We start from the raw sequence: 26,451 nt of genomic DNA on the forward strand, positions 1-26,451 counted from the left end.
ACGGGGATCGCTCTAGCGCGGCGACAGCACCATCATCATCTGGCGGCCTTCGAGCTTCGGTTCCGCTTCGACCTTGGCGATCGTCGCCACTTCCTCGCGGACCTTGTTCAGAAGCTGCATGCCGAGTTCCATATGCGCCATCTCGCGGCCACGGAAGCGCAGCGTCAGCTTGACCTTGTCGCCTTCCTCGAAGAAGCGGCGAACCGCCTTCATCTTGGTCTCGTAGTCATGGCTGTCGATGTTCGGGCGCATCTTGATCTCCTTGATCTCGATGACCTTCTGGTTCTTGCGCGCCTCGGCCGCCTTCTTCTGGTTGGCGTATTTCAACTTGCCGAGATCGAGGATCTTGACGACGGGGGGCACCGCATTGGGCGATATCTCGACGAGATCGAGCCCAGCCTCTTCGGCGAGCAGCAACGCATCGTTGATGGAAATATCGCCGCGGTTCTGGCCATCGGCGTCGATAAGCTGGACCCGGGGAACCCGGATGTCACGGTTGGAGCGCGGGCCATCCTTGGTCGGCGCCGCTGCTTTGAAAGGTCTGCGAATGGTCGTGGTCTCCTTGGCCGTTTCGTTCAGGTTCGTCAGTGTTGATGCGTGGACGCGCAATGTGGTGAGCGCGCGGGCGGAGTCAATAGCACAGCATTGACAGAAAATCACCCTGATCGCTGCTCTGCACCAAACAAACAACATCGTGAGCACTTTTCGCCACGCCACCGGCTGTGTCACAAGACCCGCGTTGAGGAAAAGCCATGACTGCTACGCCCCCAATCTTTCTGGATGTAGATGGATCGCGCATCGCGGTGCGCCATACTGCTGGCTCTGCGCCAGGCATCGTCTGGCTCGGCGGCTACAAGTCGGACATGCTGGGCACGAAGGCGCAGACGCTGACGGACTGGGCGGCGAAAGAAGGCCGCGCCTTCCTGCGCCACGATTATTCTGGCCATGGCGAATCCGGCGGCGCCTTTGCCGACGGCACGATTTCGACATGGCTTGCGCAGAGCCTTGCCGTGTTCCGGCATTTCACCCGGGGCAGCCAGATCCTGGTCGGCTCCTCGATGGGCGCCTGGATCGCGCTGCGCATGGTGCAGGAATTGCGCAAGGCAGGCGATAGCAACGTCGCCGGCATGGTGCTGCTGGCGCCAGCCCCGGATTTCACCGCCGACCTGGTCGAACCGGTGCTGACCAAGGCGCAGAAGCGCGATCTCGCCAAAAAAGGTTTCTTCGAAGAGCCGTCGGACTATTCCACGGAACCCTACATCTACACCCGCGCCCTGATCGAGGACGGGCGCTACAACCGGGTTATGACAGGCCCGATCGACACCCATTGCCCGGTGCACATCCTGCAGGGCCTGGCCGATGCGGACGTGCCTGCAAGCCACGCACTGAAGCTGGTCAGCTTGCTGCCCGCCGACGACGTGACACTGTCATTGATCCCCGACGGCGACCATCGCTTGTCGCGACCCCAAGATCTCGACATGCTGGTGCGGGCCGTCGATGCGATGGCGCAGAGGGGAAACTGATGCGCCTTTCCATCCCGATATCCGCCTTCGTCGCGGCGATCGTCGGCTTCGGCGGCACGCTGGCCATCGTCATCGCAGCCGCCACCGCAGTCGGTGCGACGCAGATCGAGACGGCAAGCTGGGTGACGACGATCTGCCTGGCCATGGCGATCGAGAGCCTGTGGCTGTCATGGCGCACGAAAATGCCTGTCATCACCGCCTGGTCGACGCCGGGCCTGGCGCTGATCGCGGCATCGAGCGGCTTTTCGATGAGCGAGGCCGTCGCCGCCTTCATCGTCACCGGCGTCCTTCTGATCGCCACAGGGCTGTTTCGGCCCCTGACCAAGCTTATCTCGAGGATACCGCCCTCCGTCGCCTCGGGCATGCTGGCCGGCATCGTCGTCACCTTCGCGCTCAATGCGGTGAAGACCATTCCGATCGACCCGTGGCTGATCCTGCCGCTGATCGCCGTCTTCTTCGTTATCAGGCTGTTCAACCCGGCGCTGTCGGTGCTGGCGGTTCTGATCGGCGGTGGCCTCGCCGCTTTCCTCACCGGCCGTGTCGGTGGCCTGCCGACACCGGAACTGTCGACGCTGACGCTGATTGCGCCTGACTTCACCACCAAGGCGGTGATTGGCCTGGCACTGCCGCTCTACCTCGTCACCATGGCGTCGCAAAACCTGTCCGGCCTCGCCGTGCTGCGCGCCGCCGGCTATCACCCGGAGCCCGGCCCGCTGATCGGTGTCACGGGCCTGTTTTCGCTGCTGTCGGCGCCGTTCGGCGGCTCGACGACCAATCTGGCGGCGATCTCGGCGGCGATCTGCACCGGGCCGGACGTCCACCCCGATCCCGCCGAGCGCTGGAAGACCGGGCCGTTTTATGCGCTCGCCTATCTCATCTTTGCTATTTTCGGCGCTTCGCTGGTGGCGATCTTCGCGGTGCTGCCGCAGAGCCTGATCGTGCTGGTGGCAGGCCTGGCGCTGATGGCGTCGCTCGCCAACGCGCTGTCTATCGCGCTGAAGGAAGAGGCGGATCGCATGGCCGCCACCGTCACCTTTGTCGTCACCGCGTCGGGCCTGACGCTGTTCGGCGTTGGCGCCGCATTCTGGGGCCTGATTGCCGGGTTGGTCGTGCTTTCCCTCGATATGATCAAAAAGCGGTAATCATTTCAGATGCTTGTCCGGATTTGGCGGACATTGTCTTGAATCGCCGTTTTTCTCTTCCCATTTCGATTCCACGCAGCCGGGTTTGGCTGTCTCCAACCGAAGGAATGGGAGAAAATGAACACATCCGCATTGATCCGTCCGGCCTGGACGCCCGCAACCATCGCGTTGATGGTTGTGGGTTTCATGGTGTTCTGGCCACTCGGCTTCGCCATGCTCGCCTACATCATCTGGGGCGACCGCCTCGATGGCTTCAAGCGTGACGTCAACCGCGCGACCGACGGCATCTTCGCCGGATGCCGCCGCGGTTCCGACAAGGCCGCGCGCTGGGGCAATGGCTCCGCCCGCACCGGCAACGTCGCTTTCGACGACTGGCGCGAAAAGGAACTGGAGCGCCTGAACGAAGAGCGTCGCAAGCTCGACGAGATGCTGACCCAGTTCGACGAGTATGCCCGCGAATTGCGCCGCGCCAAGGATCAGGACGAGTTCGACCGGTTCATGGCCAACCGCAACAAGTCGACGGCTCCGACGAAGACCGATCCGGGCGCCGGAACGACGACCACCAAGCGTGGCAAGGGTTCGAACCTGCTTGACGACTGAGGCCCGACGCATAACCCCGAAAACCGGAACCGGTTTTCGGGTCATGCGCCAACTTAAAGTGCTACAGCGTCCTTTGCGCGTCCCAGAGGACGCGCGGCGCTGTAGGACAGGCCAAGGTATGACGACGGCGTCGCGCGAGCGGCGCCGTTTCTTTTTTGTTCTAGTCGTTTTTCTCGAATCGCGTATCGTCCCGCCATGACTCTCGGCTTCTTTCGCAATCTGACAAAGCCCAAGCCCACGCCTGTCGTGGAACGCGAATATTGCATCGCCGGCCGCACGCTGCCGCTCAAGATCGTCGAGAGCGCCAGGGCGCGCCGAATGACGCTGCGCATCGATTCAGGCGGCCAGGGTCTGCGCATCACCGTGCCGCCAGGCCTGCGCCGCGGCGAGGTAGACAGGTTCCTCGAGCGGCACCAGGACTGGCTGGAGCAGCGACTGGCCAAGGTGCCGACGCGGCCGCAGGTGCGGCCCGGCATCAGGATCCCGGTGCGTGGCGTGGCGCACCGCATCGTCCATGAGCCATCAAAGCGCGGGACCGTGACGGTGTCGAGCGATGAGCGCGGCCCGCTGCTGATCGTGCACGGCGATCGCATACACCTACCGCGCCGCATCGCCGACTTCCTCAAGCGCGAGGCCAAGAAGGACATCGAGAAGCTGGTGCTCAAGCACACCCAGGCGTTAGGCAAACGCGCCAAGGCCGTCCGCTTCAAGGACACGTCGAGCCGCTGGGGCTCCTGCACCTCCGAAGGCAATCTGTCCTTCTCCTGGCGCATCATGATGGCGCCGTCGCCGGTCATCAACTATCTCGTCGCGCATGAAGTGGCGCATCTCAAGGAGATGAACCATGGTCCGAAATTCTGGAAATTGTGCGAAAAGCTCTGCCCCGACACCGATCGCTGCAAGGACTGGCTGAAGCGCAATGGCGGTGCGCTGCAGGCGATCATGTTCGAGTAGATCGCTCAGTCGTCGTTTGCGGCGTTCAAGTCCTCAGGCCGCAACCCCTCATCGCCATGATGCGGCCACGGCAGGAAATTGCCGTCGAATTCATCGCCGCCGAAATAGTCGAGCGCCCGGTGCGCTTCGGCGCCGTTGAAGGCAGCCTTGTCGATCAGGTGCGCGATGACCTCGCGCGCCTGCGCGACCTTCTGCCTGAGTTCGGCAATTGTCCTGTCGGTCATGATCGTGCTCCCGCCGTGTCCTGTTCATCCATAGGTAGCGCCTTTGGCCGTGTCGGCAAACAGCATGCTTTTTCTCGACTCTTTTCGCTTTTCATGCCAATTCCCGCGCCATGGCACTCGACATCAAGATCTGCGGCTTGAAGACCGACGGGGCAATGGCCGCGGCGCTGGCCGGCGGCGCCAGCCATGTCGGGTTTATCTTCTTCGCCAAAAGCCCGCGCTATGTCGAACCTGCCGAGGCTGGCCGTCTGCGCGAGACTGCGCGCGGCAAGGCGATGGCGGTTGCCGTCACCGTAGATACCAGCGACGCCTTCCTTGATGAAATCGTTGCCAAAATGCAGCCTGACATGCTGCAGCTGCATGGTGCGGAAACGCCCGATCGCGTCGCCGAGGTCAAAGCCCGCTATGGCCTGCCGGTGATGAAGGCGCTGCCGCTCAGCGAGGCCGCCGATCTCGAACGGATAAAGCCGTTCATCGGCATAGCCGACCGGTTCCTGTTCGACGCCAAGCCGCCGAAAGGCTCGCAACTGCCGGGCGGCAACGGCGTGGCCTTCGACTGGCACATCCTCGCCGGCCTTGACGGCAGCGTCGATTACATGCTTTCCGGTGGGCTCAACGCCGCCAATATCGGCGATGCCCTTCGGCTTGCCGACCCGCCCGGAATAGACATTTCCTCAGGCGTGGAAAGCGCGCCGGGCATCAAGGATCCGGCGCTGATCGAACAGTTTTTCCGGGCCGTCAGGGCCGCGCGGAACACCCGCGCAGCCTGAGCGTGCTGTAAACGACAAGCCAGGAGATCGGCGATGAACAAGCCGGCGACACTTAATTCCTTCCGCACCGGACCCGACGAACAGGGCATGTTCGGCATTTTCGGCGGTCGTTTCGTTGCCGAAACGTTGATGCCGCTGATCCTCGATCTGGAGCGGCACTGGAACGAGGTCAAGAACGATGCGGATTTCAGGGCCGAGCTGACTGACCTGTCGACCCACTATGCCGGACGGCCGTCGAAGCTTTATTTCGCCGAAGGCCTCACGAAGCATCTCGGCGGCGCAAAGGTCTATTTCAAGCGCGAGGATCTGAACCATACCGGTTCGCACAAGATCAACAATTGCCTCGGCCAGATCCTGCTGGCCAAGCGCATGGGCAAGAAGCGCATCATCGCCGAGACCGGCGCCGGCCAGCACGGCGTGGCGTCGGCCACGGTCGCGGCCCGCTTCGGCTTTCCCTGCGTCGTCTATATGGGCGCCACCGACGTCGCCCGGCAAAGCCCCAATGTCTTCCGCATGAAGCTGCTCGGCGCCGAAGTGCGGCCGGTGACCGCCGGTCACGGCACGCTGAAGGACGCCATGAACGAGGCGTTGCGCGACTGGGTGACCAATGTCGAGGACACCTATTACTTGATCGGCACCGCTGCGGGCCCGCATCCCTATCCGGAGCTGGTGCGCGATTTCCAGTCGGTGATCGGCATCGAGGCGCGGGCGCAGATCCTCGAACAGGAGGGCCGGCTGCCGGACACGATCATCGCCGCTGTCGGCGGCGGCTCCAACGCCATCGGCCTGTTCCATCCGTTCCTCGACGACAAGGATGTCCGCATCATCGGCATCGAAGCCGGCGGGCGCGGTCTCGACGGCATCGAGCATTGCGCGTCGATGAATGCCGGCGCGCCCGGCGTGCTGCACGGCAACCGTACCTATCTCCTGCAGAACTCTGACGGCCAGATCATGGATGGCCATTCGATCTCGGCCGGCCTCGATTACCCTGGTGTCGGCCCGGAGCACTCGTGGCTACGTGATTCAGGCCGCGTCGAATATGTGCCGATCCTCGACGACGAAGCGCTGGAGGCCTTCAAGCTGACGACGCGCGTCGAAGGCATCATCCCGGCGCTGGAATCCGCGCATGCCATTGCGCATGCGGTGAAGATCGTGCCCGCCATGGACAAGGACCAGATCGTCATCGTCAACCTGTCCGGCCGTGGCGACAAGGACGTGCACACGGTGGCTTCGATGCTGGGCATGGAGATCTGATCATGGTGACCCGCATCGACCGCCGCATGGCAAAACTGAAAGCCGAAGGCCGCCCGGCGCTCGTCACCTATTTCATGGGCGGCGACCCCGACTACGACACCTCTTTGTCGATCATGAAGGCACTGCCCAAGGCTGGCGCCGACATCATCGAGCTCGGCATGCCGTTCTCCGATCCGATGGCCGACGGCCCGGCGATCCAGGCAGCGGGCCTGCGGGCGCTGAAGGGCGGCCAGACGCTGGTCAAGACGCTGAAGATGGCGTCCGACTTCCGTGCTGGCGACAATGAGACGCCCATCGTGCTGATGGGCTATTACAATCCGATCTACATCTATGGCGTCGACCGCTTCCTCAAGGACGCGATCGCCAGCGGCATCGACGGGCTGATCGTCGTTGACCTGCCGCCCGAGATGGACGAGGAACTGTGCATTCCGGCGCTCAAGGCCGGCATCAATTTCATCCGGCTGGCGACGCCGACCACCGACGACAAGCGCCTGCCGAAAGTGCTGCAGAACACGTCGGGCTTCGTCTATTACGTCTCGATGACCGGCATCACCGGCTCGGCGCTGGCCGACACCGGCAAGGTGGCGGCGGCGGTCAAGCGCATCAAGGGCCACACCGACCTGCCGGTCTGCGTCGGCTTCGGCGTCAAGACCGCCGAGCAGGCCCGGGTGATCGGCGCCAATGCCGACGGCGTGGTCGTCGGCACCGCGATCGTCAATGCGGTAGCCAATGTGCTGGGACCGAAGGGCGAAAAGACCGCCGATCCGGCCGAAGCCGTCGCCACGCTGGTCAGCGGCCTTGCGCAAGGCGTGCGTTCGGCCCGCCTTGCTGCTGCCGAATAGTTCTCCTACCTCAGCTTTTGCGCATGTCGTTATCCCAAAACCGGTTTCCACTTTTAGGCGACATGCACTAACTCTTCGTCAGGACAGGAGCCGAAGCGATGAACTGGATCACCAATTACGTTCGCCCGAAGATCAATTCGATGCTCGGCCGGCGCACCGACATGCCCGAGAACCTCTGGATCAAGGATCCGGAGACCGGCGAGATGGTGTTCCACAAGGACCTGGAATCCAACCAGTTCGTCATTCCCTCGTCCGGCCATCATATGAAGATTTCGGCCAAGGAGCGGCTGAGATTCTTCTTCGATGGCGGCAAATACGAGACCCTGGACAACCCCAAGGTGATGCAGGATCCGCTGAAATTCCGCGACGAGAAGCGCTATGTCGACCGGTTGAAGGACGCCAAGGCCAAGACCGGCCTTGAGGACGCGATCATCAATGCGCTGGGCACCGTCGAGGGTCTGCCGGTGGTGGTCACGGTGCAGGACTTCGCCTTCATGGGCGGCTCGCTCGGCATGGCTGCCGGCGACGCCATCGTGCATGGCTTCGAAGTGGCCCTGCAGCGCAAGCGGCCGCTGATCCTGTTCGCCGCTTCCGGCGGCGCCCGCATGCAGGAAGGTATTTTGTCCCTGATGCAATTGCCGCGGACAACGATCGGTGTCGACCGGCTGAAGGAAGCCGGCCTGCCCTATATCGTCGTTTTGACCAACCCGACCACGGGCGGCGTGACCGCCTCCTACGCCATGCTGGGCGACGTGCACATTGCCGAGCCCGGCGCGCTGATCGGCTTTGCCGGACCGCGCGTCATCGAACAGACGATCCGCGAGAAATTGCCCGACGGCTTCCAGCGCTCCGAATATCTGATGGAGCACGGCATGGTCGACATGGTGGTGTCGCGGCTGGAGCTGCGCGAAACCATATCGCGGCTGCTCAAGATGCTGCTCAAGCTGCCGGAGGAGCAAAAGCCGCTGGAGCCGGAAATCCTGCCGCCGGCGGCGGTCGCCGCGGAAGCTCGGCCGCAAGCCTGAAGCGACACGAGGCGCCGCGACCGCGATTGCACGAGGGCTTCGGCGCGCTGTAGCTTTTGATTGCCATGGCCATCCGAAACGATTCTGGTTTTCAGGCTCATGCGCTAGGATTCTACCCATGACGACGCTTGCCGCCGACCGCGAAATCGAAGCCCTGATGGCACTTCATCCGAAAGGCTTCGACCTTTCGCTCGACCGCATTTCGCGGCTGCTGGAGCGGCTTGACAATCCGCAGGATCGGCTGCCCCCGGTCATCCACATCGCCGGCACCAACGGCAAAGGCTCGTGCGCCGCCTTTTCGCGCGCCCTGCTCGAGGCCGCGGACTACCGCGTCCATGTCCATACCTCGCCGCATCTGGTCAACTGGCATGAGCGTTACCGGCTGGCCGCCGATGGCGGCGGCAGGCTGGTCGAAGACAGGGTTTTCGCCGATGCTATTGCCCGTGCCGCCAGGGCTAATGAGGGCGAGAAGATCACCGTCTTCGAGATTCTCACCGCAGTCACCTTCCTCTTGTTTTCCGAACACCAGGCCGACGCCGCCATCATCGAGGTCGGGCTCGGCGGCCGCTTCGACGCGACCAATGTCGTCAAGGAGCCCGCCGTGTCGGTGATCATGCCGGTGTCGCTCGACCACGAGGCCTATCTCGGCGACCGTGTCGAACTGATCGCGGCCGAAAAGGCCGGCATCATCAAGCCCGGCTGTCCGGTGGTCATCGGCGCGCAGGAGAGCGAGACGGCGCTGCAGGTGCTGATCGAAACCGCCGAGCGGCTTGAATGCCCCACCTTCGTCTACGGCCAGGATTTCCTTGCCTTCGAGGAAAACGGCCGCATGGTCTACCAGGACGAAGACGGCTTGATGGACCTGCCGCCGCCCAGGCTGCCCGGACGCCACCAGTTCGCCAATGCGGCGGCGGCGATCGCCGCGGTCAAGGCGGCCGGTTTCGAGATCAGCCATCGCGCCGCCGAAAAGGCGATGATCAATGTCGCCTGGCCCGGCCGCATGCAGAAGCTGATGCAGGGCCGGCTGGCCGAACTGGCACCCAAGGGCGCCGACATCTGGCTCGACGGTGGCCACAATCCGGGCGCCGGCGTGGTGGTTGCCGAAGCGTTGGCCGAGCAGGAAGAGAAGAACCCGCGTCCGCTGTTCCTCATCTCGGGCATGATCAACACCAAGGACCAGAGCGGCTATTTCCGTGCCTTCAAGGGCCTCGCCCGGCATGTCTACACGGTGCCGGTGAGCCTCAGCGAGGCCGGCGTGCCTAATGACGAACTGGCGATCCGCGCGACGGAAGCCGGGCTGACCGCCGAGCCGGTGAGTTCCGTCGCCAGCGCGCTGATGCTGCTGCGCGACACCTGGGACGGCCCGGCGCCACGCATCCTGATCAGCGGTTCGTTGTATCTGACCGGCGCGGTGCTGGCCGAGAACGGCACTCCGCCGACCTGAGGTCGGAGTTGCGAGGAACCCGTCATGATCAAGGTCAAGCAGCTCGCTCACGTCTGCATCTTCGCGCATGACCTGGAGGCAACGCGAAGCTTCTATCGCGACGTGCTGGGCCTGGATACGCAGTTCAATTTCCTGCGCGACGGCAACATTTTCGGGTTCTACCTCAATTGCGGCGGGCGCAGCCACATCGAGGTGTTCCAGAAGGACGGCACGGCCTACACCGAGCAGAACCAGATCAACCATTTCTGCCTCGAGGTGGAAAACATCGATGCTGCGATCGATCACATCAAATCGAAGGGCATCGACGTCACGGCCAAGAAGCACGCCTGCGACGACACTTTCCAGGCGTGGATCCGCGATCCCAACGGCGTGAAGATCGAGCTGTTCGAATACACCGGCAAAAGCGCACAGTTCGCCGGCGGCGACCGCATCGCCGATTGGTAGAGCATTCCTCCTTTTCCGTGAAACGGTGAAACGCCCTAACGCGTGTCGCGTCTGAACGGATTCAGGTGACCCGCTTTAGGCCATTGTTTTTATGCATGTCGTCTTCCCAAAACAGAGATCACTTTTGGGCGACATGCATTAGAAATCCCAAGGTGAGATCAGCTCGAGGTTGGCCGGGCCGAAGTCGTTCAGGTTACGCGTTGCCAGCCGACCGCCATTCACGCGCGCTATCGCTGCAATCATGCCATCGGGTGCCGACATGCCCCGGCCCTTGCGCGTCGCCGTTCCCATAATCTCGCCATAAGCCAGAGCCGCCTCCTCCGTCAGCCCAAAAATGCGACCGGCAAAGCGATGGCGCCATTGGGAGAGACCTTGCTCCAGGCGATCGGCACGCTCGTCAGGTCGTATCTTTTGGATACCGAAAGCGATTTCGGCAATCGCCACCGTGGGAAGCGCCAGTTCGGTATCGTTGCGAACCAGCCAAGCCATGACAGCCGCGTCAGGCGCCTTTCCAAGGCTCTCAGAAATCACATTGGTGTCGACGAAAATCAAAGCTCCGGCCCTGTATGGACCTTGCGGTTTTCCCGGATGATTTTTTCCAGATCGATGTCGACGCCAACGCTTGCCGTCAGGCGGGAGTAGAAGGCGGATGCCGGTTCTCGCCCGGCCTCGCGAATCTCATAGGATTCAAGCGCGCGTTCGACGATATCAGCTATTGAGCGGTTTTCGCGACGAGCGAGTCGATGCGCAAGATCACGTGCTTTTGCGCTGCGGACGGAAAGCTGGGGTTCGGCCATTTCAAACTCCCTTTTGAAAAGATATAGCCTTTCCTGCCCCTGCCATCAAGATGGCAGATGATGGCACGCCATCACTTCAGCTCGATCTCGATGAAGGCGTATTCACCCTCATTGGCGCTGATCACGTCGTGCTCGACGCCTTCCTTGCGGAAATAGGGTGCGCCCTTCTTCATCTCGGCGAAGTTCTCGCCATCCTTGGTCACCAGCTTCACCTTGCCGTCCATCAGCGGCACCACGACATAGTCATGGCCATGGCGATGCCAGCCAGTATTGTCGCCGGGCTGGAAGCGGTATTCGGTGACGATGACGCGCTCATTGTCGATGAAGACGGTGGCCTTGGCGGATCCGGTCATATCATTTCTCCCTGCTTGCGCTGCCAACAGAAGACATGGATTGCCCGGATGTGAGGGCCAGAGCCTGTTACCAATGACGCCAACAAAAAGCCCGGCGCGAGGCCGGGCTTGATATCAGGAATTTCAGATAGGTCAGGCGAGGTTGCCATTGATCCAGTGCGACAGCGCGGTCTTCGGCGCCGCACCGACCTTCATGTCGGCCATTTCGCCGCCCTTGAAGATCATCAGCGTCGGGATCGAGCGCACGCCGAACTGGGCGGCAAGCTCGGGATTCTCGTCGATGTTCAGCTTGGCGATCTTGACCTTGGCGCCGAGTTCGGTGGCGATGTCTTCGAGCGCCGGAGCGATCTGCTTGCAGGGGCCGCACCATTCCGCCCAGAAATCGACGACGACCGGTACGCTGGCGTCAAGCACGTCAGCCTGGAAGTTGCTCTTGTCGACCTTCACGGTTGCCATATGGAAAAATCCTTTTGAAAGTTTTTGTACCACCAAATGTGGTGGCGATCGCGCCCTTCTTCAAGCAGGTGTTGTGTCACGCTCGCGTGAGTCGAGCAAGAGCGTCGTCCATGGCGCTGGCCGGCAGTTCGATCAGCCGTGGCGCCTCGGTGAACAGCAAGGCCGCCTTGACCATGCGGCCGGGATAGAGCGGTTGCAGCAAGGCGCGATAGAGCGCGAGCTGCAGGACATAGGCCGGCGTAACCTCGGCCAGAGAGCCGGGCGCCGGCCGATTGGTCTTGTAGTCGACGATCGACACACTGTCCGATGTCACCGCCAGCCGGTCGATCTTGCCGGAAATCGAGCGCTTCTTGCCCTTGACCTCCAGGCTGCCCATGATCGCGACCTCGGCGCGCGACGACGGTGCAAACAGCTGACCGAAGCCGGGATCGGCAAGGATTGACGTGACCGACGCCAGGGCCTTTTTACGCTCTGACGGAGGCCAATCAGCACCCGTTCGTGCGAGATAGCGCTCGGCGGCGTCCGAGCGGTCAGGCTCCGCAATGCCGGGCAACATCTGCAGCAGTTTGTGCAGGGCAAGCCCCCGCAGCACGGCAAAGCCCGGCTCGGCATCGGCGTCCAGCACCGGAGACGTCTTGTCGACCACAGCTTCCTTGCCTTCGTCTATCAGCGCCGAGACACCGGATGGCGACAGCGGACGCGGCAGATCCTCGAAGGGCGGCAAGGGCCGGAACAAAGTCGCCGGCAAAGGTCCGAAAGCATCCGTCCGCCGCGCCTGCTCGCTGGAAGCCTGTGCGACCGGCGGCAGCTTGGTGACATGGAAACGATGCACCGGCTCGCCGCCGGCGGGATGCGCACGCTGTTCGCTTTCCGGCGCGCCGATCAGCGCGCGGCTGACGATCGAGTGCCAGGTGCCGGCGTTCGGCGCCCGCTTGCCGTGATAGCCGCAGACGATCAGCCGGTCCTCGGCACGGGTCATGCCGACATAGAGCAGCCGGCGGTATTCGTCGTCGGCGAGTTCCCGTGCCCGCGCTGCCGCTGCTTTGGAAAAGCCGTTGGCGACGTCGCTGGCCGAGCGCCAGAGATAGCCCTTGCCGTCCCAGTTCGCGCCGGAGCCGTCGAAGGGCATCAGGCGCGGCAAATGCTGGTCGCTGAACGGGGCGGAACCGCCATCGACCAGGAACACGACCGGCGCTTCCAGCCCCTTGGCAGCGTGCACGGTCATGACCCGGACCTCGTCGCGGGTCTGGTCCATCTCCCGCTTGATCTCGGGACCGGCGTTTTCCAGCGTCGACAGGAAGGCTTCCAGCCCCGGCAGGCCGGTCCGCTCCTCGGCAAGGCAGAAGCTCAGGAACTCGTCGAGAATGTCGCCGGCTTCGGGCCCAAGCCGCGCGATCATCTTGCGGCGCACGCCATCGCGCGCCAGCAGGCAAGCGTAAAACTCGAACACCGGTTTGAAGGCGGCCTCGTTCGTCCAGATGTCGACCTGAGCGACGATCTTCGCCATTCTCTCGCTTTCGCCGGCGTGCTGGCGCAGCGATGCGATCAACGACAGGCCAGCCGGCCTCTGCGCGGCGAGCGTGAAAAGCGTCTCTTCCGGCAGATCGAAGATCGGGCTGCGCAGCACCGCGGCGAGCGACAGGTCGTCCTGCGGCTGGATGAGGAGGTGACCGAGCGCAATCAGGTCCTTGACCGCGATGTGCCCGGGCAGGCTCAGCCGGTCGGCGCCGGCGACCGGAATGTCGCGGCGTTTGAGTGCGCGGGTCAGCGCATGGACGAAGCGATCGCGCTTGCGCACCAGCACCAGGACATCGCCCGGCCGCAGCCGCTTGCCGCGACCCTCGATGATCTCACCGGTGCCGATCCAGCCGGCTATGGTGGCGGCGACGTTCTCGGCCACGCGCACCGCCGGCGCGTGCGCATGGTCGATGGCTTGCGTCCAGTCGTCGGGCTCATCGACGACATCGGCGCCGACTGACGGCCACACCTCGACATAGCCCGGTGCGTCGGTGCGGATCGCCTGGTGGCGCAGCGGATCGGGATCATGGCTGATGCCGCGCCGCACGCTCGCGTCGGCAAAGACGCGGTCGACCGCGGTCAGAACATCGTCGGTCGAGCGGAACGACCAGGTCAGCTTGAGGTCGGCAAAGGACGCCTTTGCGTCGCGCACTCGTCCCGCGAACAACAGCCGGCTGTCGGCGAAGGAGTCCGGGGCGGCACCCTGGAACGAATAGATCGACTGCTTCTCGTCGCCGACGGCGAAGACCGTGCGATGGACCCTGTCGCGCGCGCCAAAGCCGGCAAAGAATTCTTCCGCCAGCCGTTTCACCACTTCCCATTGGTCCGGACTGGTGTCCTGCGCCTCGTCGAGCAGGATATGGTCGATGCCTTGGTCGAGCTTGTACTGCACCCAGGGGCCGGCGTCTGGTCGCGCCAGCAGGTTGACGGTGCGGGTGATCAGGTCGTTGAAATCGAGAAAGCCGCGGCTGCGCTTCAGCATTTCGTAGCGGGCGATCAGCCAGTCGGCGATGGTCAGCGCGGCAGCTGTGCCCTCCAGCATCCGGAACAGGGCCAGCCGGTCGGTGGTTTCGACGATGGCGTTGGCGGCCGAGAGATAGCGCTCCGCCAGATCCGGCAGCCGGTCGACCAGGGCCTTCTTGAAGGCCTTTGCCGGGTCGTAGGCGTCGCCATCCGTCTTGAGGAAGGCTCGCGCGAGCAGTTGCAGGCGCCGAATGGGATCGCCCTCGGCGAAAGCCTGCCGCGCATAGGGCAAGATGTTGTTCAGCACCGATCTGGCGTCGGTGGCCTCGGCTGCGTGGGCGAAGCCGGCAAAATAGTCGGGCAGGAAACCCGGCAACGGCCATACCGAAGCGGCTATGCCCTCGGCCGTCTGGCCTGGGTGGAAATGGAATTCGTCGAACAGGGCCTGGAAGCGCGTGCCGTCACGCCCGACGGCGTCGATGAAATTGCGCAAGCCGTCGCGCTTGCGCACGATCTCACCCAGCAAGGCGTCTAGCCCGGCTTCGCCGCCCCGATCGAGAATGGCGGCAAAAGCCTCGGCCAGATCCCTGTCACCGGCGGATGTGCCCGAAATCATCTCGCGGCGCGCCGCGGCAAAAAGCGATGCCTCCATCTGGCCGTCGAGCATCTCGAAATGGGCCGGGATATTGGCTTCCAGCGGGAACTGGTGCAGCACCGATTCGCAGAAGGCGTGGATGGTCTGGATCTTCAGCCCGCCAGGCGTTTCAAGCGCCTCAGCAAACAGGCGCCGCGCCCGGCGCATGGTCTCGAGATCGGGCCGGCGGCCCTCCAGCGCCTCGACCTTTGCCGCAAGGTCCGCGTCACCAAGCGTCGTCCACTCCGACAGCGTCGAGAACACCCGGTTCGACATGTTGGCGGCGGCGGCACGCGTATAGGTCAGGCACAGTATCTTTGACGGATCGGTGCCGCGCAGCAGCAGCCGGATGACGCGCTGGGCCAGCACATGGGTCTTGCCGGATCCGGCATTCGCCGACACCCAGGCGGAATTGCCGGGATCGGCGGCGCGGGCCTGGCTGGTCGCGGTGTCGCTGGGGATCGGATAGGCCTTTTTCATGCCTCCCCTCCCTCGTCACCGGCATCGCCGCCTGCCGACCATTCGAGCACGCGGGCAAGATGGTCGTAGTCGCCATCGGTCTCGCCTTCGCGGAACGGCAGCGCGCGCGACAGATAACCCGTCGCAGGATCGGCATAGTGGATCAACAGCTTTTCCAGCCGCGCCCAGGCCTCTTCGGCAAGATCGGTCGCGGTCCGCGGCTGGCGATTGTGTTCGAGGATGGATTCCTCGAACACCTCGCCATTCGGCTTCAGCCTGATGAAGGCCAGTTGAGAGGGCTCGCGCGCGCCCAGATCCTTGAAGGCGCCGCGCCTGAGCAGCGCGCCCTCCAACGCCAGTTGCGGCGCAAGCAGTGTGTGCGCCTGCGCCTTGGACGGCGAGGACCCCGTCTTGTAATCCAGTATGTCGGCCATGCCGCCGGCCAGCAGATCGACGCGGTCGGCGTAGCCGGACAGCGTCACGCCGGACTGGCCGACGACGGTCTTTCCGGCGCGCTCCTCGGCATGGCGCCTTGTCACCGCATCGGCGCGCGTGCGCTCCCACTCGATGATGTTTGCGGCGAGTTTCTCGAAACGTGGCCACCACACCGCCTCGACATCGGCAGGAAGGGCGGCTTCGGCAAAGCAGGCGTGACCGGCGGCGATAAGGCCGGCAAGCGCATCGGGCGCGCGCGGATCGGCGACGCTGCCTGAGAACAGGTGCAGGATGGCGTGAAACAGCGTGCCGCGCTCGGCCGCACCAGGATCGCGAATGACCGGACCGAGCGGCATCAGGCCGAGGATGCGTCTTGCATAGACGGCGTAGGGGTCACGGCGCAGGGTCTCGATCTCGGTGACCGAGAAATGCGTCGGGCGCACCGACAAGGGCGGCTTCGGCTGCGGCCGTGGCGCGAAATCCTGCCTTGGGCCTGTATCCAGCGCGCGCGCCCAGGCGAGCAGTTCGTCGCCACGCCGGCGCAACTCTGCTGCCTGATCGTTGCCGATGAAGGTCAACAGCCGCTGCAGCCAGCGTGATGGCACGGCGGGTGCGTCGCCGGCACGCGCCGAGCGGGACAGCACGACCTTCCCAGCCCCCATGGCCATCTGGAAATCATGCGCGGCAAGGCCGATGCGCCGTTCCGGCGGTTCGAGGTCGATGCCGGTCTTCATCAGCCGCGACATGAAGCGGTCGCTCTCTGGCTTGCGCGGCCACACGCCCTCGTTGAGCCCGCCGATGACCAGCGTATCGACAGTCTGCAAGCGCGCTTCCAGCGCGCCCCAGATGGCGATGTTCCGGTCGGTGCCGTGTGCCGGCTTGACCGTTTCAGGCGCGATCAGCGCCGCCATGATATCGGGCCACTCGGTCGCCGCGAAGGATAGCGAAGCCGAAGCCGCGACCAGCCCGCGCAGCAGTTCGGCAAGCTTCTCGCCGGCGTCACCGGCATAGAGTTCGGCAAGGCCGCCATCGACGGTGCGGCCGAGATTTTCGAGGATGGCGACACTGGCCCTGACAAGCGCGGCAAGGTCGGCATCGTCCCGGCCGCGGAAGGCTGCGAGCGGCGCCAGCGCCTGCTTGAGACGTTCAAGCAAATTCCGGGCGGTTTCGATGGAGCGCACGGTCAGCCGGGAAAACCAGAAGGGCTGCCGGCTGCCGCCGCCCAGGCCGGTGAGGCGGGCCTCAAACAGTTCCGGCAGCGAAACGATGTCGGGGCGGCCGGTGCCGCCGCGCAGCGCCACCAGCTCGACCAGTTCCGCCGCGTGGCGCACATCGGCCCGTTCGAGGCCAAGGCCAAGCAGCGGATGCTTGAGCAGCGACAGCAGGCCGACCGGATCGCCTGGCCTGAATAATGCCTCGAGCGCCAGCCTGAGCAGGCTGGCCGCGGGGGTGTTGGCGAGCGGCGTGCCACCGGAATCGTCGGCCGCGACGCCGAAGCGCTGGAGCTCGATCGAGACGCGCCGCGCCAGCGCGCGGTCGCCGGTGACGAGAGCCGCCCTTTGGCCGGGCTGTTCAACCGCGCGCTTGAGCGCGACGGCGATGGCGACGGCTTCATCACGTTCGCTTGCAGCTTCGAGCAAGGTCACCCCGGCGAAGGCGCCGGCCATATCGGAGGCCGGGAAGCCCGCACGTGTCTCGGCCCAGAGTTCGGTGGTCTCGGCCGGCCGCAGCGCTTCGCCGACAAGAGCGGCGCGGAGCGCCAGACGCGGCTCGGCCACGCCGAGCTCGTCGACGTCACCGCGCAGCCCGCCGACCTTGGCGATCAATCTGGCCAGGCCATATTGCGGGTGGCCGAGCACGGCTGGACGCGCGCCTGGCGCGGCGATTGCCTGGAACGACGCTTCGTCCAGCGTACGGTCGAGGCCGGGCAGCACGATGGCGCCGCCGGGCAGGCCGGCGATGGCGGCAAGCAGTTCGGCCGTGGCGGGTATCGAGCCGGTCGAGCCCGCGGCGATAACGGGGCCGGCGGGCGGATTGCGCAGCAGCCGCGCCGCCTCGGCGCGGATCAGCGCACTGCGATGCGCGGCCGGATTGGAGCGGTCGCTTTCCGCGAGGAATTTCGGCCAGGCTTCGGTGACGATGCCGAGGAATTCGAGCGTCACCTGCCACCATCCGGCAAGATTGCCGGTCACCAGATCTGTGAGCTTGGCCCAGTCGGTGCCTTCCGTCTCGATCTCGTCCATCAGCCGGGCGAGATCGCGCGCCAGCCAGATTGCGTCGGCGGTGGAAGCCGGGATGACGATCTCCTCGGCGAAAAGGGCGGCGACATGCGCCGGCAGCCGGCGTTTCCAGGCCCGAACCAGCGGCGTCAGCAGCAACAGGCGTTCGGTTGCCGAAATCGGCGGCGCGAGATCGATGGCCGCCGATGCCTCCGTCTCGAATGCGGCCTCATCCTCGTCGAACTCGCCCAGTGGCCGGATGACCGGCAGGATCGCCGAGCCGCCGCCGCCGCGTGCCGCCAGGCTGTCGACGAAGACACCCCGCAGAGCGCGCGCAGCACGGCGTGTCGGCACATAGATGGTGACATCGGCCAAAGCGAGCGGGTCGCCGTCAAATCGAAACCCCGGGACAAGACGGCCGGCAAGCAGCGCCTCGGCAAGCGTCGGCAGAAACGGCGCTCCGGGCGGGATCGAGAAAACGCGGCTGGAGCCGCTCATTGCGACTCGATGAGCGCACCGGCGACCGCCGCTTCCGCGAGCGGTACGGCATCGGGCGTGCCGACGGTGATCCAGTGGCCATGCATCGGCATGCCGAACAGGCGGCCGGCCGCGATGGCGGAATCGAAATAGGCGTTGAGCGAGTGCGGCCCGGCCGGTGCACCCTCGAACAGGCGCGGATGGACGATCGCCGCCCCGGCATAGATCAGCCCCGCCGGGTCGCCTTTCGAACGCCGCAAGCCGCCATCCGGCGCCACCAGGAAATCGGTGCTGCCGCAGTGTCCGGTCGCCTGTTGGAGATCCGCCAGCATCAGCAGAATATCCATTTTCGCCGCGTCCCATGCAAGGGCGAGGCGCTGGAGATTGAGAGGACCGTCATCGATCCAGAACGTGTCGGCGTTGAGGATGTAGAAGGGCTGATCGCCCAGTTCCCGCAACGCCTTGACGATGCCGCCGGCGGAATCGAGCAGTTGTTCGCTCTCGTCGGAAATGACGATGTTTGGCGCGCGGCGGGCAGTGACATGGGCGACGATCTGTTCGGGAAAGTAGTGGACGTTGACGACCGCCTTGCCGACGCCGGCGGCGGCCAGGCTGTCGAGGCTCCAGTCGAGCAACGTCTTGCCGGCTATCCTGACCAGCGGCTTGGGGATGGTGTCGGTAATCGGCCGCATGCGTTTGCCAAGCCCGGCTGCGAGTACGATGGCGGTGTCGGGTCCTGCTGTCACAGCGCTCGCTCCTCCAGCAAACCGTGGGCGTCGTAGAACTCGCGCAGGCTTGCCAGCGCCGGATGAGACAAGGCCCGGCGCAGATAATCGCGGATGCGCGGCAGGTGTTTCAGATAATAGGGCTTGCCGTCGCGCTTTTCGAGACGGACGAAGATGCCGAGGATCTTGGAATTCCGCTGCGCCGCCATGACGGCGTAGGTTTCGAGGAAGCTTGCTTCGTCGAAAGCACCGGCTGCGTGGCGCGCGGCGACATAGGCGTCGAGCGCCGCTCTCTCGAGCTCGGGCGACATCGTAACACGAGCGTCCATGGCAAGCGAAGCGACGTCATAGGCGGACGGGCCGATCAGCGCATCCTGGAAATCGACGATGCCCAGCCGGTCATGGCCGGAACGATCACCGCGCCAGATGATGTTGGGTGAATGGAAATCGCGCAGCATCAGCGTGTACTCGCGGCCTTGCAGCCGGTCGAGGAGCGCGTTCCATTGCTTGTGGTAACCGGCGCGCAAGCTGTCACTTGCCGGGTCGCCCGATATCGCCGGTACATACCAGTCGACCAGCAGATCGGCTTCGATCATCATGGCATCGCGGTCGAAAGGCGGCACATCGTGGAAGCCGCCGTGTCCTGTTTCCAGGCGCTGCGGCCAGGTCCTGCCATGCATCATGGCCAGCAGCTCGGCCGCCGCCATGTAGCGCTCGGCCACCGGCTGGCCATCGCCGCCGAGAAACCCCTCGGAACCGAGATGTTCGAGCAGCAAAAATCCCTGCTCCTGGTCCTCGGCATGGATTTCCGGAACGCTGACCCCACCCGCTTTCAAGGCGCGGTCGATGGCTACGAAGGCGGAGACCGACTGGGCGGTGTGCGCGATCTCTGCATAGGGCTTGCCGTCGCGAACCGGCGGGCCGAGCACCAGCCGTGGTGAGTTCATCAGCACTTGCGGCTTTCGGTCCGGCAGCGAAACGATCTCATAGGAGCGGGCCGAGGCATCGCCGATGAAATGGCGGCGCTGCGCTTCCCCCCAGCCGGCGTTCACGAGAAAGTCGCGCATGGCCAGCGACCGTGCCGCCCGATCGAAGGCATCACCCTGCCCTGACAATCGCGCCAGCCGGCCGTCGCCATGCTGGACGAGCTCTATCAGGATCGTGGTTTTCGGCAGATGGGCTTCCGCCCGTTCCGGCCATTCGACCAAAGCAGCACCCTGCGCCAGGGCTTCGTCGAACCCAAGCTCATCGAGCTCGTCCGCCGAGGACAGGCGGTAGAGATCGAAATGATGGACCGGAATGCGGGTGTCGTAGCTCTGCACCAATGTGAAGGTCGGACTCGGAACGTCGAGGCCGGCATCGTCGGCCAGGGTCCTGATCAAGGCCCGCGCCAGCGTCGACTTGCCGGCGCCCAGATCGCCCTTGAGGGCAATCACGTCGCCCGGGCGCAGCGACAGCGCCAGATCTTCGCCCAGCCGCGCTGTGTGGGTCTCGTCGGCGAGTAATCGCTCCAGCACCAGTCCGGTCATCGAACGCGCTACTCGGCCGCGGCGCGGATGCCCGGCATGTCTGGAAAGGTGCAGATGACGGTCGTGCCCTTGTCCTTGCCGGTTTCGATGCGAACGCTGCCGCCATGCAGCTCGACGAAGCTCTTGACGATCGACAGGCCGAGGCCGGCGCCGCGCCGGCGGCCGCCATTGGCGCGCGGCTCGAAACGGCGGAACACCGAATCAAGCACATCCGGCGGCATGCCGGGGCCGTCGTCATGAACCGAGAATTCCACCCCATCCGCCAGATGGCGGCAAGTGAGCCGGATGATGCTGGCTTCCGGGGCGTAATTGGCGGCGTTGCTGAGCAGATTGTAGAGGATCTGGCGGACGCGGACCTCATCGCCATGGAACGTCTTCGGCGCCGCAACGGCGTCCACCTGGAGACTGATCGAATGCTCTTCCAGCCGGTCGGCCACCAACTCGGCCGCAGCGGCGATGGTGCGATCGACCTGCACCTCGGAAATGTCGAGCTGCATGATGCCGGCGTCCACCGTCGCCAGGTCGAGGATATCGTTGACGATGGTGAGCAGGACCGAGGAGGACGAGCTGACATGCTCGACATATTCGCGCTGCTTCTGCGACAGCGGACCGGTCGTGGGCTGCGACAGGAGTTCGGTGAAGCCGATGATGTTGGTCAGCGGCGAGCGCAGTTCATAGGAGACGTGCTGGACGAATTCATTCTTGAGCTGGTCGGATTTTTGCAGCGCCTCGTTCTTGTCCTTCAGCGCCCGCTCGACATGGACGCTGTCGGTAACGTCGACGAAGGTCATCATCACCTGCCCGTTGGGCAGCGGGATCATGGCGTAACTCAGCACATTGCCGTTGTTGAGCTCGGTCTGTCCGTGGCGGTCGCGGCGCTCGTCGTCAAAGCCGGTGATGGCGGCAACGAAGCTGGGCCAGGGGCTGTCCGCGGCCTGCCGGTCGCAGAGGTCACGTATCGCCGACACATGGACGCTGGGCTTGGCCGCTTCACCGCTCAATCCCCAGAGAGTGGCAAAGGCAGGATTCGACAGCCGGAGCCTGCCGTCGGGTCCGAACACCGCCACGCCTTCGGCAAGATTGTCGAGCGTCTCGCCCTGAACCCGCACCGCTGTCTGGTAGCGGCTTTCGAGGTCCATCTTCTCGGTCAGGTTCTCGAACACCCAGGTCACGCCGCCCTTGGGCTGCGGATTGGCGACGACGCGAATGGTCTTGCCATCCGGCAGATGCCACCAATGTTCCTGGGATTCGACGGCGCGATAGGCGCCGAGCAGGCCTTCCTTCCAGCGGCGCCATTCAGGCTGTTCGGCGATCTTGCCTTCGCTGCGCAGCCGGTCGAGCAGCAAGGCATTGTCGGGTGCGCTGTGCAGGAAGCCGGCGTCCAGCCCCCAAAGCTTCTGGAAGGCCTGATTGAAGAACCGCAGCTTCTCGTCGATGTCGAAAATGGCGACCGCCGTGTTGAGCTGGTCGAGCGTGTCGGCGTGGCTTCGCACCGTCCGTTCGTATTCGCCGCGAACGGCCTCAATGGCGCTGGTGTCGCAGGCAAGGCCGGCCGAGCCATCGCTGCCGGCGAAATCGGTGACCGCGAACACACGGCGGTCACCTTCGATCACGGTGGACAGCGACTGCTCGAAAACCGGATGCGTCTTGTGCTGGGCGGCAATAGCATCGCGCGCCTGACCGCCGAGGAACTCCCTTTTCTCCCGAACCGCGGCTTCGGCATTTTCGGCTTCGACGGCATCGGCATAGGCGCGGTTGACCCACTTCAGCCCGCCATCCTCGCCGCGGAGCCATGCCGGCATGTTCATCGCGTCGAGCAGGCCGATCATCGTGTCGTGGTCGGCGGCCAGCCGCTGGTTCTCGATCTTCAGCCTGGCCTGGCTGCGCTGCGTCTCCGAGAGCGAGACGAAACGCACGAGCACATGCGCGGCACTCTTGCGGCCATGCACTTCGAGCGGCGCGCCGGCCTGCGATTCGATGACGAGGTCGAAGGGTTTGGCCCTTTCGCGCAATCCCGCGACGGCATGTTCGAGTGCCGCCGCCGAACGCGGCATCAGCCAGCGGCCGAAAGCAAGAAAAGCGGCCCTATCCTCGGGAGCGCCGCTTTCGACGGGCAATGTGCCGATGAGCTCGGGCTTCTTGTTTTCCGCGGCCCAGACGACGACGCGCTGGTCGCGCAGATTGAGCAGCGCCTCGGAGCGGCGGAGCGCCGCGTTGATGTCGGCGAGGCGGCTCCTGAGTTCGACATTCTCCGCCGAGGTGCGGGCTCTTTCGCGGATGAGAACGATGGCCGATATCAGCGCGGCACCAGTCACGCCGACGAACACGGCAAGCTGCATGACCTCGATGGCGCTCAGCGACAGTCCAGCCACGCTGGCAGCAGCGGTTTCGGCATGCGCGACGGCGCCAGCCAAGGGGACCGTGAGCGCGGAGGTGGCAAGAAATGTCGACGCGCGGGCGCGCCAGGACAGGCTCCCGCCTTCCAGGGCGGAGCCAGCAATCCCCGAATCGTCATGGCCGCCGGAAACGGCCCGTCCCGCTCTGTGCGGGTGTTGCCCCGGCATGTCTTGGTCCTCTCCGCCGCCTGAATGCAAGACCGCCCTGATGCGTGCCTCTCTTGACCCTCTCGGGCTGGAAGCATCGCCGAATCACCTGACAATAACCCCTCGCCGAATCGCCGTGAAGGCTGATGGCGCGCAAAAATATGGCCGGGCGAAAAGTCAATCGCCCGGCCTCAATATCTGGTAGCAATTTTAGCTTTGGTTAATAGCGGTAGTGTTCCGGCTTGAACGGACCCTGCGGCGTGACGCCGATATAGGCGGCTTGTTCACCCGACAGTTCGGTCAAGCGGGCGCCGAGCTTGTCGAGATGCAGGCGCGCGACCTTTTCGTCGAGATGCTTGGGCAGGACATAGACCTGGTTCTCGTACTGGCCGGGCTTGGTGTAGAGCTCGATCTGGGCCAGCACCTGGTTGGTGAAGGATGCCGACATGACGAAGCTCGGGTGGCCGGTGGCGTTGCCGAGATTGAGCAGCCGCCCTTCCGACAAAAGGATCATCCGCTTGCCGTCCGCGAAGGTGATCATGTCGACCTGCGGCTTAACGTTTGTCCATTTCAAATTGCGCAGCGCGGCGACCTGGATCTCATTGTCGAAATGGCCGATGTTGCCGACGATGACCATGTCCTTCATCGAGCGCATATGGTCGAGGGTGACGACATCCTTGTTGCCGGTGGTGGTGATGACGATGTCGGCGGTGGGGGCCGCATCTTCCAGCGTGACGACTTCAAAACCGTCCATCGCCGCCTGCAGGGCGCATATCGGATCGACCTCGGTGACCTTGACGCGGGCGCCGGCGCCCTTGAGCGAGGCCGACGAGCCCTTGCCGACGTCGCCATAACCGCACACGACAGCGACCTTGCCGGCCATCATCGTGTCGGTGCCGCGGCGGATGCCGTCGACCAGCGATTCCTTGCAGCCATATTTGTTGTCGAACTTCGACTTGGTGACCGAGTCGTTGACGTTGATGGCGGGGAAGGGCAGCAGGCCCTTCTTCTGCAGTTGGTAGAGCCGGTTGACGCCGGTGGTCGTCTCTTCGGTGACACCGCGGATCGCCGCCTTCTGCTTGGTGAAGAAGCCGGGCGAAGCCTTCAGGCGCTTCTTGACCTGGGCGTAGAAGTATTCCTCTTCCTCGCTCTGCGGATTGGACAGCACATCCTCGCCGGCCTCGGCGCGGGCGCCGATCAGGATGTACATGGTGGCGTCGCCGCCATCATCGAGGATCATGTTGGAGAGGCCGCCATCGGCCCACTGGAAGATCTTGTCGGTGTAGTCCCAATACTCCTCGAGCGACTCGCCCTTGACGGCGAACACCGGGATGCCGGCTTCGGCGATGGCCGCGGCCGCATGGTCCTGGGTCGAGAAGATGTTGCAGGAGGCCCAGCGGATATCGGCGCCCAACTCCTTCAGCGTCTCGATCAGCACCGCCGTCTGGATCGTCATGTGCAGCGAACCGGTGATGCGCGCGCCCTTGAGCGGCTGCTTGGGACCGAATTCCTCACGGCAGGCCATCAGGCCCGGCATTTCGGTTTCGGCGATCTCGAGTTCCTTGCGGCCCCAGCCGGCAAGCGAGATGTCGGCGACCACATAGTCCTTGCTACCCGTCATGGCAGTACTCCGATGCGAATGTTGTGCTTGCGAATTTGTTGCGGACACGCCCGCGCCGGTCGGCGCGTCGAAGGGCGCGAATTGCCGGCCTGACTAGCAGATCGGAGCAGGGTCGACAATGGGATATAAAGAAATCTTTATCCCTGCATGTCTCTCAGGCGCGCATCTGCACTCAGCATTCCTCGCCAAAGCGGGACGCCACCAGCTGCTCCAGGGCGTCGATGACCTGCCGGGCCTCCGGCCCGCTGGCGGTGACGCGGATCGAATAGCCGGGGCTTGCCGCCAGCATCATCAGGCCCATGATCGAGGTGCCGCCGACCTTGACGCCATCCTTCTCGACATGCACCGAGGCATCGAAGCCGCTGGCCAGCTGGACGAACTTCGCCGAAGCGCGGGCATGAAGGCCACGCTGGTTGATGATGGGAAAGTCCCGGACAATCTGATCTTTTTCCGGCGACAGGGCGTTCATTTGCTGCTCAGGAGCTGGCTGGCGACGTTGATGTATTTGCGACCGGCGGCCTGAGCCTCATCGAGCGCGGCGGCCATATTGTCGCCCTTGCGGATCGAGGAGAGCTTGATCAGCATCGGCAGGTTCATGCCGGCGATCACCTCGGTGCGGCCGGATTCCATCACCGAAATGGCAAGGTTGGAGGGCGTGCCGCCGAACATGTCGGTCAGCACGATGACGCCCGCCCCGGTATCGACACGGGCAACAGCGTCGACGATGTCGCGGCGACGCTGCTCCATATCGTCGTCGGCACCGATCGCCACGGTTTCGAAATTGTCTTGTGGCCCGACGACATGTTCGACGGCATGTCGGAACTCGGTGGCCAGTTGACCGTGCGTTACAAGCACGAGTCCGATCATTCTTTGGTGGCTCCCGTCATCGCCGCTTCACAGGCGCATTTTATGCTCGCCAGCCAATCCAGGCGGCGGGAGCGCTATCTTGTCGACGCACGGCCCGTTGACAAGCCCAAAATTGCGCAGGCACATGCCATTTTGACGCATTGCAGCAAAAAACCCGGAACGGATCATAGAAAAGGCGCGATCGACAGCCGCGCCATCACGACCGGCAAGACCGCTGGGACATTGCGTTCGACCACGTCGACCCGCGGCACCAGACAGCCCGCAATGCTGCTTGCGGTATCCTCCTGGAAGCGCACCGCTTCGCCGGCCGGCACCAGGCGGACATGGAGGTCGACGAGGCCTGCCGGCTCGAATGGCAGAGGTCGGGGGCCGAGCCCCGGCACCTCGGCGAGGCCTTCTATGGCGGCGGGAGCGCGGCACAGCAGCCGCCCGGCATGCGCCTCGACGAAGAGCTGATCGTCGCCAACGAGCCGCGAGAACAGGCCGCGATGGCGACAATGGTCGATGAGCGCCAGTGCCAGCGTCGTCTTGCCCGAGCCGGATGCTCCGGTGACGAGAATGCCGCGCTCGCCGATCAAAACCATTGTCGCGTGAATGTTTTCAGGCTGCACGGCTGGACCAAGCGTGGTTGGA

Annotated in this window: 25 protein-coding genes; 10 read left to right on the plus strand and 15 right to left on the minus strand. The window is 64.3% G+C overall.

Features of this window, described 5'->3' with window-relative positions; translation table 11 throughout:
- Positions 1 to 12 precede the first annotated feature (12 nt).
- On the minus strand, positions 13 to 549 hold the full coding sequence (infC, locus tag NKI21_RS02460) for a translation initiation factor IF-3 (RefSeq protein ID WP_023810608.1): 537 nt from the start codon (positions 547 to 549) through the stop codon (positions 13 to 15).
- Between the two features lie 203 nt (positions 550 to 752).
- Here infC and NKI21_RS02465 point away from each other — a divergent pair, with 203 nt between their 5' ends.
- From NKI21_RS02465 to NKI21_RS02480, 4 genes are all read left to right on the plus strand, one after another.
- Positions 753 to 1,523 carry an alpha/beta hydrolase gene (locus NKI21_RS02465; RefSeq protein WP_023810609.1) on the plus strand — a complete coding sequence of 257 codons (771 nt, stop codon included), beginning with the start codon at positions 753 to 755 and terminating at the stop codon, positions 1,521 to 1,523.
- Complete coding sequence (locus NKI21_RS02470) at positions 1,523 to 2,665, plus strand: benzoate/H(+) symporter BenE family transporter (protein ID WP_023810610.1); 1,143 nt, start codon at positions 1,523 to 1,525, stop codon at positions 2,663 to 2,665. Before NKI21_RS02465 ends, NKI21_RS02470 begins: the two co-directional genes overlap by 1 nt.
- A gap of 117 nt (positions 2,666 to 2,782) precedes the next feature.
- Positions 2,783 to 3,265: a DUF2852 domain-containing protein gene (locus tag NKI21_RS02475; protein ID WP_023810611.1), complete on the plus strand. Its 483-nt coding sequence runs from the start codon at positions 2,783 to 2,785 to the stop codon at positions 3,263 to 3,265.
- Positions 3,266 to 3,460: 195 nt separating this feature from the next.
- Positions 3,461 to 4,219 (plus strand): M48 family metallopeptidase, encoded by a 759-nt coding sequence (locus tag NKI21_RS02480; protein ID WP_023810612.1) that lies wholly within the window; start codon positions 3,461 to 3,463, stop codon positions 4,217 to 4,219.
- Between the two features lie 5 nt (positions 4,220 to 4,224).
- On the opposite strand, the gene NKI21_RS02485 is transcribed toward NKI21_RS02480, so the two are convergent.
- Positions 4,225 to 4,443, minus strand: coding sequence for a hypothetical protein (locus tag NKI21_RS02485; RefSeq protein ID WP_023810613.1), 219 nt, complete (start codon positions 4,441 to 4,443; stop codon positions 4,225 to 4,227).
- A gap of 110 nt (positions 4,444 to 4,553) precedes the next feature.
- Between NKI21_RS02485 and NKI21_RS02490 the strand changes: the two genes are divergently transcribed.
- From NKI21_RS02490 to NKI21_RS02515, 6 genes are all read left to right on the plus strand, one after another.
- On the plus strand, positions 4,554 to 5,213 hold the full coding sequence (locus NKI21_RS02490; RefSeq protein ID WP_023810614.1) for a phosphoribosylanthranilate isomerase: 660 nt from the start codon (positions 4,554 to 4,556) through the stop codon (positions 5,211 to 5,213).
- A 33-nt stretch (positions 5,214 to 5,246) separates the two neighbouring features.
- Positions 5,247 to 6,467, plus strand: a complete 1,221-nt coding sequence (trpB, locus tag NKI21_RS02495; RefSeq protein WP_352773863.1) for a tryptophan synthase subunit beta — start codon at positions 5,247 to 5,249, stop codon at positions 6,465 to 6,467.
- A gap of 2 nt (positions 6,468 to 6,469) precedes the next feature.
- The gene (gene trpA, locus NKI21_RS02500; protein WP_352440508.1) at positions 6,470 to 7,309 is read left to right on the plus strand and encodes a tryptophan synthase subunit alpha; all 840 of its coding nucleotides are present in this window, start codon (positions 6,470 to 6,472) and stop codon (positions 7,307 to 7,309) included.
- Positions 7,310 to 7,407: 98 nt separating this feature from the next.
- Complete coding sequence (gene accD / locus NKI21_RS02505) at positions 7,408 to 8,334, plus strand: acetyl-CoA carboxylase, carboxyltransferase subunit beta (RefSeq protein ID WP_023810617.1); 927 nt, start codon at positions 7,408 to 7,410, stop codon at positions 8,332 to 8,334.
- Positions 8,335 to 8,452: 118 nt separating this feature from the next.
- A complete protein-coding gene (locus tag NKI21_RS02510) occupies positions 8,453 to 9,778 on the plus strand; it encodes a bifunctional folylpolyglutamate synthase/dihydrofolate synthase (protein ID WP_352440510.1) in 1,326 nt (441 codons plus the stop codon).
- Positions 9,779 to 9,802: 24 nt separating this feature from the next.
- On the plus strand, positions 9,803 to 10,222 hold the full coding sequence (locus NKI21_RS02515) for a VOC family protein (protein ID WP_352753072.1): 420 nt from the start codon (positions 9,803 to 9,805) through the stop codon (positions 10,220 to 10,222).
- Between the two features lie 138 nt (positions 10,223 to 10,360).
- On the opposite strand, the gene NKI21_RS02520 is transcribed toward NKI21_RS02515, so the two are convergent.
- From NKI21_RS02520 to NKI21_RS02580, 13 genes are all read right to left on the minus strand, one after another.
- The gene (locus tag NKI21_RS02520; RefSeq protein ID WP_352440512.1) at positions 10,361 to 10,774 is read right to left on the minus strand and encodes a type II toxin-antitoxin system VapC family toxin; all 414 of its coding nucleotides are present in this window, start codon (positions 10,772 to 10,774) and stop codon (positions 10,361 to 10,363) included.
- A complete protein-coding gene (locus NKI21_RS02525; RefSeq protein WP_352440513.1) occupies positions 10,771 to 11,019 on the minus strand; it encodes a plasmid stabilization protein in 249 nt (82 codons plus the stop codon). The genes NKI21_RS02520 and NKI21_RS02525 overlap by 4 nt, the downstream gene beginning before the upstream one ends.
- Before the next feature lie 71 nt (positions 11,020 to 11,090).
- Positions 11,091 to 11,372 (minus strand): cupin domain-containing protein, encoded by a 282-nt coding sequence (locus tag NKI21_RS02530; RefSeq protein WP_023810622.1) that lies wholly within the window; start codon positions 11,370 to 11,372, stop codon positions 11,091 to 11,093.
- Between the two features lie 132 nt (positions 11,373 to 11,504).
- Positions 11,505 to 11,828, minus strand: a complete 324-nt coding sequence (gene trxA, locus NKI21_RS02535) for a thioredoxin (RefSeq protein ID WP_352440514.1) — start codon at positions 11,826 to 11,828, stop codon at positions 11,505 to 11,507.
- 76 nt (positions 11,829 to 11,904) lie between these two features.
- A complete protein-coding gene (gene addA, locus NKI21_RS02540; protein WP_352440515.1) occupies positions 11,905 to 15,423 on the minus strand; it encodes a double-strand break repair helicase AddA in 3,519 nt (1,172 codons plus the stop codon).
- Complete coding sequence (addB, locus tag NKI21_RS02545; protein ID WP_352773858.1) at positions 15,420 to 18,554, minus strand: double-strand break repair protein AddB; 3,135 nt, start codon at positions 18,552 to 18,554, stop codon at positions 15,420 to 15,422. The genes addA and addB overlap by 4 nt, the downstream gene beginning before the upstream one ends.
- Positions 18,551 to 19,279, minus strand: coding sequence for a nucleotidyltransferase family protein (locus NKI21_RS02550; RefSeq protein ID WP_023810626.1), 729 nt, complete (start codon positions 19,277 to 19,279; stop codon positions 18,551 to 18,553). The genes addB and NKI21_RS02550 overlap by 4 nt, the downstream gene beginning before the upstream one ends.
- Positions 19,276 to 20,787: a tRNA (adenosine(37)-N6)-threonylcarbamoyltransferase complex ATPase subunit type 1 TsaE gene (tsaE, locus tag NKI21_RS02555; protein WP_023810627.1), complete on the minus strand. Its 1,512-nt coding sequence runs from the start codon at positions 20,785 to 20,787 to the stop codon at positions 19,276 to 19,278. Before tsaE ends, NKI21_RS02550 begins: the two co-directional genes overlap by 4 nt.
- A gap of 8 nt (positions 20,788 to 20,795) precedes the next feature.
- Complete coding sequence (locus NKI21_RS02560) at positions 20,796 to 23,351, minus strand: sensor histidine kinase (protein ID WP_023810628.1); 2,556 nt, start codon at positions 23,349 to 23,351, stop codon at positions 20,796 to 20,798.
- Between the two features lie 199 nt (positions 23,352 to 23,550).
- Entirely contained in the window at positions 23,551 to 24,951 is a 1,401-nt protein-coding gene (ahcY, locus tag NKI21_RS02565) for an adenosylhomocysteinase (protein ID WP_023810629.1), read from the minus strand.
- A 172-nt stretch (positions 24,952 to 25,123) separates the two neighbouring features.
- Positions 25,124 to 25,420: an HPr family phosphocarrier protein gene (locus tag NKI21_RS02570; protein WP_023810630.1), complete on the minus strand. Its 297-nt coding sequence runs from the start codon at positions 25,418 to 25,420 to the stop codon at positions 25,124 to 25,126.
- Positions 25,417 to 25,818 (minus strand): PTS sugar transporter subunit IIA, encoded by a 402-nt coding sequence (locus NKI21_RS02575; protein WP_010912939.1) that lies wholly within the window; start codon positions 25,816 to 25,818, stop codon positions 25,417 to 25,419. The genes NKI21_RS02570 and NKI21_RS02575 overlap by 4 nt, the downstream gene beginning before the upstream one ends.
- Before the next feature lie 164 nt (positions 25,819 to 25,982).
- A complete protein-coding gene (locus NKI21_RS02580) occupies positions 25,983 to 26,429 on the minus strand; it encodes an HPr kinase/phosphorylase (RefSeq protein WP_023810631.1) in 447 nt (148 codons plus the stop codon).
- Between the last annotated feature and the right edge of the window lie 22 nt (positions 26,430 to 26,451).

This window comes from Mesorhizobium sp. M0715 (genome assembly GCF_040320355.1).
GTDB lineage: Bacteria > Pseudomonadota > Alphaproteobacteria > Rhizobiales > Rhizobiaceae > Mesorhizobium.